At 57.0% G+C, this 7,464-nt stretch carries 9 protein-coding genes and 1 pseudogene; 2 read left to right on the plus strand and 8 right to left on the minus strand.

Going from position 1 to position 7,464, the window contains the following annotated elements:
* Positions 1-390 precede the first annotated feature (390 nt).
* Positions 391-2,049, plus strand: a complete 1,659-nt coding sequence (locus OKC43_RS21400) for a methyl-accepting chemotaxis protein (RefSeq protein WP_270660746.1) — start codon at positions 391-393, stop codon at positions 2,047-2,049.
* Here the strand turns inward: OKC43_RS21400 and OKC43_RS21405 are convergent.
* From OKC43_RS21405 to OKC43_RS21420, 4 genes and pseudogenes are all read right to left on the minus strand, one after another.
* Positions 2,049-2,318, minus strand: a pseudogene (locus OKC43_RS21405) (transposase); the annotation flags it as partial. The gene OKC43_RS21400 and the pseudogene OKC43_RS21405 sit on opposite strands and share 1 nt — an antisense overlap.
* 113 nt (positions 2,319-2,431) lie before the next feature.
* Entirely contained in the window at positions 2,432-3,649 is a 1,218-nt protein-coding gene (locus OKC43_RS21410) for an HD-GYP domain-containing protein (RefSeq protein ID WP_270660745.1), read from the minus strand.
* A 259-nt stretch (positions 3,650-3,908) separates the two neighbouring features.
* Positions 3,909-4,133 (minus strand): MbeD family mobilization/exclusion protein, encoded by a 225-nt coding sequence (locus tag OKC43_RS21415; RefSeq protein ID WP_063639086.1) that lies wholly within the window; start codon positions 4,131-4,133, stop codon positions 3,909-3,911.
* Positions 4,134-4,607 (minus strand): MbeB family mobilization protein, encoded by a 474-nt coding sequence (locus OKC43_RS21420; RefSeq protein ID WP_063639085.1) that lies wholly within the window; start codon positions 4,605-4,607, stop codon positions 4,134-4,136.
* 250 nt (positions 4,608-4,857) lie between these two features.
* Between OKC43_RS21420 and OKC43_RS21770 the strand changes: the two genes are divergently transcribed.
* Positions 4,858-5,055, plus strand: coding sequence for a hypothetical protein (locus tag OKC43_RS21770; protein ID WP_063639084.1), 198 nt, complete (start codon positions 4,858-4,860; stop codon positions 5,053-5,055).
* A 236-nt stretch (positions 5,056-5,291) separates the two neighbouring features.
* Here the strand turns inward: OKC43_RS21770 and OKC43_RS21430 are convergent, their stop codons facing one another.
* The 4 genes from OKC43_RS21430 to OKC43_RS21445 form a co-directional block, all read right to left on the minus strand.
* On the minus strand, positions 5,292-5,462 hold the full coding sequence (locus OKC43_RS21430) for a hypothetical protein (RefSeq protein ID WP_164882767.1): 171 nt from the start codon (positions 5,460-5,462) through the stop codon (positions 5,292-5,294).
* Positions 5,462-5,803 (minus strand): plasmid mobilization relaxosome protein MobC, encoded by a 342-nt coding sequence (gene mobC, locus OKC43_RS21435; RefSeq protein WP_063639083.1) that lies wholly within the window; start codon positions 5,801-5,803, stop codon positions 5,462-5,464. The genes OKC43_RS21430 and mobC overlap by 1 nt, the downstream gene beginning before the upstream one ends.
* Positions 5,800-6,105, minus strand: coding sequence for a hypothetical protein (locus OKC43_RS21440; RefSeq protein WP_063639082.1), 306 nt, complete (start codon positions 6,103-6,105; stop codon positions 5,800-5,802). Before OKC43_RS21440 ends, mobC begins: the two co-directional genes overlap by 4 nt.
* 1,164 nt (positions 6,106-7,269) lie before the next feature.
* Positions 7,270-7,464 (minus strand): hypothetical protein (locus tag OKC43_RS21445; protein ID WP_270808804.1); only part of this gene is annotated, 195 nt, incomplete at its 5' end.

The following is a 7,464-nucleotide window of genomic DNA, read 5'->3' on the forward strand; positions in this document are numbered from 1 at the left end:
GCCGCATGCTCGTCACAGATAAACGCCTCTGTGTTTGGTGCCCAAATCGCCGAAGTGTCTTCTCGGCGAAGCCTTACAGGGGTCGCCTCAGAATTCGGACAATAAAGCACGCTAACGGCTGGCGTGTCAGGTTGAGGCCATAGACGCCGCGCCGAAGGCGTCAGGAAATTCCGGAAAAGGCCCTACTCTGACGCTCTTTCGCCGCTTCGTCTGACGCCCGGTTGGGCTATAGCCTAGCCGGACAGCCTTCATGGCTTGTTTTTGATTTAAGTACTAAATTGCCCCAGACCATACGGCGAGAAGCCTTGAGGGGGAGCCTGACTCAAGATTTCAAATGAACCAGCCGATACAATGAAGGCACATTGATATGCCTAATAATGAGGTGAAGTAGTGAGTGATTGGCTAACCCGTTTTTCAATTAAAACCCGTCTCATCAGTTTGCTCATTCTGCTAGCTGCTACGGCTGCCGGCCTGACAATGGCGGGGCTTAACGGCATGCGCAGCAGCAATGCCGATATTAACCAGATGTACAACAACGTTCTGCTACCGCTCGATAAGCTTGGCGACCTCACCAATCACATGCACCATGCACGCACTCAGCTTTTGCTTGCTCTGCAACATCAGCCTGGTAGTGCGTTCGAAAAGGCACATGACCACCCCGCGAGCATGCATTTCGATGCTGTGGATAGAAGCGTAGGCAGCATGCGTGAGCGCCTTGCTGACTATCAGCGTATGCCAATGAGCAAAGAGCATCAGCGCTTGGCCACTGAACTGCAAAACAAGCTGTCTGATTATCTGGATAATGGTGTTCAACCGACGCTCAATGCAATGCGCCAAGGTGACTATGCGGGAGGGAATGCAATCCTGCTGAATCGCTTGCAACCTGCATTTATGACGACCTATGCCAGCGTGCGTAATCTGGTTGAGTCGGAGCAGGAGAGCGCCAATGCAAGCTACCAGCGCGCTAAAGAGAGCTTCGATCGTCTGGTTGTGATAATCGGTCTCACGCTAGTGGTTGCTCTGTTTCTGGCCACAGTCGTGGCTTTGGCTACTGTATCTGGCATCACAAAAGCTGTTCGCGAGCTTCAAGTCGGCGGTCAGCAGCTAGCTGATGGCAATTTGGGCTATCGAGTTACCTATCAGGGGCGTGATGAGCTGGGCGAAATCTCTAGCTCATTCAATGCAATGGCTTCGCGTTTTCACCACACCATTCAAGAGTTGGCGGGGGCTGTGGAGCAACTGGCAGCCGCAGCTGAGCAGACTGCTCAGATCAGCACTGAAACCAGTGACGGCATCCGCCGCCAGCAGTTGGAGACAGATCAGGTTGCTACTGCGATGAACGAAATGTCAGCTACTGTGCAGGATGTGGCTGGGAACGCGGCCAGTGCAGCAAGAGCAGCACAGGAAGCAGATCAGCAGTCGGAAAGTGGAAAGCTTGTTGTTCATCAAACAATCTCTTCTATCGACAGCCTAGCCAGTGAAGTTGAGCACGCGGCCACCGTTATCCATGAGCTTGAAGCAGACAGTGCTGGTATTAGCTCTGTGGTGGATGTCATTCGCAGCATCGCCGATCAAACCAATTTACTTGCCCTTAATGCGGCTATTGAAGCTGCAAGAGCTGGTGAGCAAGGGCGAGGCTTTGCTGTGGTGGCGGATGAGGTGCGCTCGCTTGCTTCGCGCACGCAACAGTCAACCAGCGAAATTCAGACCATGATTGAAAAACTGCAGGGCGGGGCAAATCGTGCTGTTGCGGTCATGCAAAGTAGTTGCACCAAAGCACAAGCTGGTAAACAACAGGTTGCCAGCGCAGGTCATATGCTGGATCAGATCAGTAACGCTGTTGCGATTATTAATGACATGAATGCCATGATTGCATCTGCCGCTGAGGAGCAAAGCTCTGTCGCGGAGGAGATCAATCGTAACGTTACTAGTGTCAGCCAGATTGCCGAGGAAACTAGCGAGGCTTCCCGTCAGAATGTTGCCACCAGTAAGCAACTATCTGCTCTGGCAACCCAACTTCAGCGTCTGGTGCATATGTTCCGTCTTTAGGCAAACTGACGCAGGATTGTAGTCTCGTACAGCGCCTCCTCCATCGCCGGGTCGCTGTAGCCGAACCAGTTCTGCATCAAATGCACGCACAACATCGCCATCAGCGGATAGGCTGGACTGCCGCCTTCACCCTTCGGGTAGTGCGGCTCGATCAAGGCGATCAAACCCTTCCACGGCACCACCTGATCCATCTCGATCAGGAACAACTCTTTGCGGGCCTGCTTGCGCTTGCCGGCATACTCGGCGTAGGCGAAGGTCATCTGCTTCATCGGAAAACTCGGCGGGTGGAATCCGGGTATTTTGCCAAAATCAGGAAGTCTTCTTCAGAGTTTCCTTAGCGTACGTTTTTCTCCGAATTCTGCGGGGTCCCCTTTTGTGGGGGCTATTCCATCCACAAGTCGTCGAGGTTCTTGAAGTTCCAGAGCGTCGGGTCTTCGGGGCCAGTGATACTGTCCTTGCAACTCGTGGCCGCCAGGTCGATGGTCTGCATCGGGATCGGCTCTCTCGAGCGTAGCGAGAAGAACACGCGAACCTTGGGAGTCAGCAGTGATTCCATTCCCGGCTCAACGACAACGGCCAGACGCTGAGAGGACAGGCGAACCAAGGAGCCGACGGGGTAGATGCCCACGGCCTTGACGAAGGCGTGGAAGATGCGTTTGTCGAAATGGCCCTCCCACTTGGCCATCTGCCGTATCGCCGCGGACGGGTCCCACGGCTTTTTGTAGGCTCGCTCCGACGTCACGGCATCATAGACGTCGCAGATTGCGCCCATGCGGGCCAGGAGTGAAATGGCGTCACCGGCCAAGCGATCCGGGTAGCCGGTTCCGTCGATCTTCTCGTGATGGTGCAGGGCAATGTCCACCACCCCGGGCTCGGCCCCGCCTGCGCGCAGCATCTTTGCGCCCTCCACAGGGTGGCGCTTCATGATGGCGAACTCGGCATCGGTGAGCTTGCCTGGTTTGTTAAGCACTTCCAGCGGCATCGCGGCCTTGCCTAGGTCGTGCATCAGTCCGCCGATGCCAGCCAGGCGCGTTTGCTCCTCGTCTAGATCGAGATGCCGGGCCAGCGATAGCATCAGGGCGCAGACGGCAACCGAGTGCAGGTAGGTGTTATCGTCGTGCGTTTTGATGCGTGCGACGCTGATGAGGGCATGAGGTTGGCGCAGCACCGAGGCAGCGATTTCTCCGACCAGCGGCAACGTCGTGCTTGGGTCGACGGCCTTGCCAAGCCGGGCTTCCTGGAACATGTCCATGACTTGGAACTTGGCCGCAAGACAGAGTTTCCGTGCATAACACATTTCGCTCTCCATTGAGGTTGCGCCGTCACTTTTCTTGCTTAGTGGACTAGACGGCAGAGATTGCTCCTCCGACAATTCTCTGGGCTCTGGGCTCTCTGGGCTCTCTGGGCTCTCTGGGTCGACTTGGCTTTTGGCCAAGTCGACCCAGACCTCCCCGACGCCACATTCTCGAATGGCAGAGAGATCCTGAGGCTCGGTCAGCAGGAAGCTGCCGCGCCAGAATGGGTGTCGAAACCAAGAGCCGGCGAGCTTGTGGATGTACATGCCGAGACGAAGCTCGGATACGGGAATGCGTTTTACCAACTTATTTTCCTTTCTGAGTTGGGTGGTTAGGCGTGCGCCGAGGCTGGCACCCAGCGGTAGAGCGGAGGTAAGGTCACGCCAAGATTCTTGGATCAGCCGGAACCGCCGAAATTGGGATTCCGGCGTACAACCCCTAACAGGGGCATCAACAATGAAGTGGGGCCCACTGACCCCACTCAATCACCGTACTCCCTGTCACCATACTCTCGATACTCCCGCCCGAGGCTCATAGAGCTACGCCGCGGCTCCAGCTCAATGTTCAGGGCTTCAATTTTTGGCTCAATGTCTCGACTTGACCGCTCAAGTGCAACACCTGCTTGCTCAAGCTCCCCACGCTCTCTCGCAATGCCCGGTTCTCGGTAGAGGTGGCCTCGAACATCTGCCGCAAATCGCTGTAGGCGCTCTCCCAGGCCGCGTGCTGCGCTCTGTACCCGCCTTCCAAGCTCTCTAACGCTTTCAATAACTGCCGCTCTAGTTCCGTCATTCAGTACCCCTCCGGGATCCTCCAGGGATATTCCCCTCTCTCTGATTCCTCTTCGCGGCCATAGGCCAACTCCTTCAAGTCCATCTTCACGCACAGCCGCTGGTCCTTGCCGCACGTCGACAGTTCCAATTTTCCGCCCTTCGCTGCCAACTGCTCCAATGTCTTGTTCTGGCGTGAGATCTCTACCCAGTTCTCGGCGATGACCCTGCCCTGGTACCACACCACGACCCAGCTGATCCCCAGCAGAAACGCCACCCCGATCAACGGAAAGACCCACCCCTTCAACACCAGCCAGCCCCACCTCCGGTTCTGGGCGTCGATAGCGGTGTTCAATCTCCGCGCGCTTGATTCCAACGCCGCGAGAATAGCTCTCTCGTGCGGCTCGAACGCGTTCTTCACGCTCGTTTCGATATCGCTCGCCTGCTGCTTCGAGCTCTCTTCGAAGGTCTTGGCCAGCTCTAAAATCTTGCTCATACAGGGCCCCTTTTAGCCGGATATTCCGCCCCCCTTCCGGGTCGGCAATGCTGATACTCTTGCGGGTCTCCCGCACCACCTCAAAGCCGTGTTGCTTCAACGTGGCCACCACGTCTCCCCGGTCGGCCAGCTCACCGGCCGCCGCCAGTGAAAGCAGACCGTCGGTGATCGCTTGTGCCGCGTCCTGTTTGGCTTTTGGCAAGTTGCTGGGGGTCATCAATGCCCGTTTGTTCAAGGGATCATCCGGGTCATGCAAGCCCAACTGGGCGTTGACCACCACCTTCCACGCATCGATGCGGGGCCGGTCGGCCCGGTCGAAATAGGGTTGCAGCCGCTTGCCACTCAGCAGTTCGATATTCGGGATCACGAAGTTGAGCTCAAGCCGTTCTTTGTCCCGGTGCTCCACCCACAGGCAGGCGTACTGATCCCGATCCAGCCCCGGCAATAACGCACGCTCGAAGCTGTCCATCAGCTTGTCCTTGTCCTCCCTGGGCAAATCCGCTTCCTGGAACGACAGCACGCCAGAGGTGTACTTTTTGGCGTAGGGGCTGCTGTCGATCAGCGCCTCGATGAGACCCGGATCGCCACGGTCAAGGGTCGCCCCCTCCCGATCCCGCTGCGGCCCCAGCAGGTAATCGACCGGGCCGCTACCGCGCCCCACACCACGGGCATGAAATTTGACGATCATGACTCGCTGCACAGCCAGACGGTGGCCACACTGAGCGCTTCATCGTGCTCCTGGTAAACCTCCCCGCTGACCTCCTGGCCGTCCTTCAACAACCGCAAGCTCCACCCCTGTTCGCCGGGCAACCGGATCAGGGTGTAGTCATACTCGGCTACGCCGTATTCGTTCATCACGTTACCTCCGTTGAGGGGACAGACAGGGCCTGCAAAGCACGCTCCATCGCCATCAGCACAGCGATCACCTGGACACGTTCAACCGCACCCCACTCCCCGCTATTCACTCGCCGCGCTACCTGGTTGAGGTTGTTGCCGATCCCGGCTATCTGCCTCAGCAGAGCCGGATCGGCTTTGGGTACCGGTGTCCGCCGTCGAGCGGCGGCCTTGTCGTGCCCAAGACACTGGCTCCGCATCCATTCGGCCAGCCGTTCATCGCCACTCAAGCCCTTGAGCCGGGCAAATTCCTCGTCGGTGACTCGGATCTTGATCACCCGTTCACGTTTGGCCGGGGTCATTTCTGGTCACCGTTACCGGAATGAAGCTGCCCCAGCCACGCCGACCGCACAGCATCATGCAACCGGGCCACCACCTCGGGGGCCAAGGTCGAGGTTCGGCCATCCCGTAGGTTCAGCAGGAAGATCTCCAGCTCGCCACAATCCGGACGATTTAAGGTAACGGTGACCGTTTTTTCCCGTTGCCGTGCCCGGTAAGCAGCTTGCTTGGCGGCAGGGCTCAACGCCTTGCCGGTAGGTGGCCGACCCCGGCGCTTGCCACTCGGCAACAAGTCCAGCGTCTGGTCGTCTCGTGCATCCTTCATCCGATCACCTCAATTACGGTAACTGTGACCATATACCTATCCTGTCCGCCGACCTGGGAAAGCCCGGAACGGGGTTTTTCGGGGCGGTGGAGGCAGGGGGTTTCGGGGGCGGCACGCCCCTGAACCAGCTTCACAGAGGAACCGAAGACGCGAAGCGGCTAAGGGCCCTCTGTGTATGCTGGCTTAGAGTCAAGTTTGACATAGCCGGAATAGGTTGTAACCACCTGTTGGCGAGACTAGTTAAAGTAACAGTGACTATAATTAGAGGGCTTCGAGGGTAGGTAACCGGTAGGAGGCAAAAAGAGCTCAACGAGGGGGTGATGATACGTGCCCTGGGGAAACAAAAAACGGGAGAAAAGGATGTTGGCAAGCCGCCACAGTTTGCCGGGCTCTCCTATCTTTCGCTGCGCTTCAAGATAGGAGAGCCCTCCTACAGACCCATATCGATTTGAGGTCTTTTACAGGATAAGCTCGCCTTGCTCCGGACTATCGAGACTGCTTGCGGCAGCTCCCTCTCACGCGCTCCAGAGAACACACCCCGTCCCGCTGCACTCTGCTTTAGCCCCCGCCTGTTGGTCGGGCTGCCGCGCCGTTTTTTAAGAGCTGGCCGTGGTTGGTTCCCCGTTACGCTCTACTTGCAGATGCCCCAGGGTTGCGAGTCCTGGGAGGCTGTGGTGCGCGATTGCACGCTTGGGCAGTATGTGAGATTTCCCCGTTCTGCCCGACCTTCACACCCGCTACGGCAACAATCACTTGCGTCCAATCCGAGCGAATACGACAAAGCGCCAAAGGTGAAAGCCTTTGGTAACAGGGTTCGAGCAGGGGTTTGATACTTGAACAGTGGGCCGCACGCGGCTAAACTGAGGGGGTACTTAACGGTATCCGCTTCCTGCTCGAAGCTGTTACCCACCGGATTCCAAGGCCGGCAAGCCGAGGAACACCGGGCAAAGAACCCGCCTAGATAGGTGGGTTTTTTGTTTTCTGGTGGGCAGGTTACGCTTGATCAGAGGATCTGATCAAGATCATTTAGAATACGAACCTCACAGAACGAGCGTAGAGCTCACTCGCCACCTAACCCATAGCATTTCCATAGCAGGAACAAAAAACGCGCCATAGCGCGTTTTAATGAAGGATCCGAAGAGATGGAAAAGGATCCTGTCTTGATTACGGCATATTCGTTATCGGAGTTCTACGCCGCGCAACAGTCCCCCCAGCCGATACAGCCGTCTCAAGCTGATGATCTTGGCGAAGAGAAAGCTGAACATCGACATTAAAACCACAAGCCGCATGCTCGTCACAGATAAACGCCTCTGTGTTTGGTGCCCAAATCGCCGAAGTGTCTTCTCGGCGAAGCCTTAC

The sequence above is a fragment of the Aeromonas sp. Y289-2 genome (assembly GCF_027705925.1).
GTDB lineage: Bacteria > Pseudomonadota > Gammaproteobacteria > Enterobacterales > Aeromonadaceae > Aeromonas > Aeromonas veronii.